We start from the raw sequence: 1691 nt of genomic DNA, 5'->3' as shown, positions 1-1691 counted from the left end.
CCGGAGCCCTCCGCGCCGGCGGCCCGCGCGATCCTTGTGATCAACGACTCCAGCCAATCCGCCGCGTCGGACACGCGCGGCTGCAGGAGCCTGGCCTGTCCCTCCGCACCCACTCGTGTCTCCTCCAGCGCATCCAGGTACCCCTGCTCGAGAGTCCGGACGTGAGCGACCGGAGGCGGCCACTCATGCGGTGTGTGTCCTGCCGCAGTCCGGCCGGGTGACCGAAACATGAAAGTACGGCTGACGAGATCTGCGAGCAACGGGATGTCGACACCACCCTCGGCCTCCGCCCCATGCCAGAGCAACTGGATGTCCACGAGATCGTGGCCTCGCGTCTGATGTGGATCCGTGACGGCATGGATCTTCTGTGCGAGCTGCTGCTCGACAGCCATCACGGCCACAGACCGCGGTGTTCCACATCCCAACGCGGTGACCGCCTCCGCGACCTGGGGTGCCACGACCTCGACTGGCTGCGCCAGCGTGCTGCCCTCGAATTCGTCGCGCCCGATCTCGATCGGGACCGACACCCAACTTGTCCTCGGGGAGAGAAAATGCAGGGTCACCTTCGCTCGTGACAGGACGTAGGGATCGGGCACTCCGAGAGGCTCCGCAGGATCGTCCTCATGCACCGTGCCGAAGAAGGCCACCCGGGTCGCAGCCGGGTCGGCCTTGAGTTCTCTCTTGCTCCCGGGCGCGGCCCCCCATCCCCGGTCGACGAACCCGGTCAAGTCCTTCAGCGCCTGCTGGGGATCGCGAGCCAGTAGATCGAGATCCCGGGTCGCCCGCGTCCCGGTGGCTCCATGTCGGAGTCGAACGCCATTTCCACCCTTGACTACGACGCCTTCCGGCAACATCTGCGCCACGATCACTGCTCCCAGCAACCGGCGCGCCCGGTCCACCGGAACGCCCATCGCGTCAGCGATCGCCTCCAGTCGACGGTTGAGTTGGCCTTCGCTCCTGGGCGCACCTCGAGCTCCCAGATCGCCCAGGCCCACGACCACGTCATCGACCGCCACGATGTCCACCGTTCTGCCGCGCCTCCAGGTCCTTCTTCAAGCTCCTCGCCTCGCCCACCGTGAGCAGCCCGCGCGCGCGGGCCTCCTCGATCGCAGCGGCGACGCGCTCGAGAGGGATGCGGTCGAGTGCCTCACGAAGGGCTTGGTTGATCGTGAGGCCTCGCACGCCGCCGTGAAAGGTGAGGTCCTCGTCGCCCGGCGGGGGACGGCGTCGTGTCACTCGTACATGCGCGCGCGGCGAGCCGCGGTACCGCCTCGTCACGCCCACCCGTACGACGGAGGGATCGACCAGGGCGAGGTCGTACAGTGACAGCACTGCGTCCCAGTCCAGGAATGCATCTTCACCGACCGTGGCCACGGCCTCCGCCGCGTCCGTGAACCGGTCGCGGGGAACCTGGCGATGGAGGTACACCCCGTGGGCCAGCCTCCGCAGAACGCCGCGCTGGGCGAGCTTGCGGACCTCGACGGCGGGCACGCCCGCCTCCTCCGCTTCCGTAGTGGCGATGACCCCGTGGTTCCCCGCAGCCACGTCCCACAGATCGTCACGATACGTCACGGGATCACCACCTCATCTCTGGTGTCACAACCGTACCGGAATCGGTACGGTTGTGACACGCCGACCTCTTGTCGGGCGCGCGGGGTCACCCCTGAGCGCCGGAGCCCTCCGCGCCGGCG

General features: G+C 68.2%; 2 protein-coding genes. Both read right to left on the bottom strand.

Features of this window, described 5'->3' with window-relative positions; all coding sequences use genetic code 11:
• The coding region (locus tag HMPREF3105_RS07755) for a nucleotidyl transferase AbiEii/AbiGii toxin family protein (protein WP_070709108.1) at window positions 1-1025 on the bottom strand (1025 nt) is incomplete at its 3' end.
• On the bottom strand, window positions 1003-1572 hold the full coding sequence (locus HMPREF3105_RS07750; RefSeq protein WP_070709107.1) for a type IV toxin-antitoxin system AbiEi family antitoxin domain-containing protein: 570 nt from the start codon (window positions 1570-1572) through the stop codon (window positions 1003-1005). The genes HMPREF3105_RS07750 and HMPREF3105_RS07755, both read right to left, overlap by 23 nt.
• Between the last annotated feature and the right edge of the window lie 119 nt (window positions 1573-1691).

It is taken from the genome of Micrococcus sp. HMSC31B01 (assembly GCF_001816085.1).
In the GTDB taxonomy this organism is placed as follows: domain Bacteria; phylum Actinomycetota; class Actinomycetes; order Actinomycetales; family Micrococcaceae; genus Micrococcus; species Micrococcus luteus.
The sequence above is the reverse complement of the archived record's forward strand: the minus strand, read 5'-3'. Positions and strand labels throughout refer to the sequence as shown.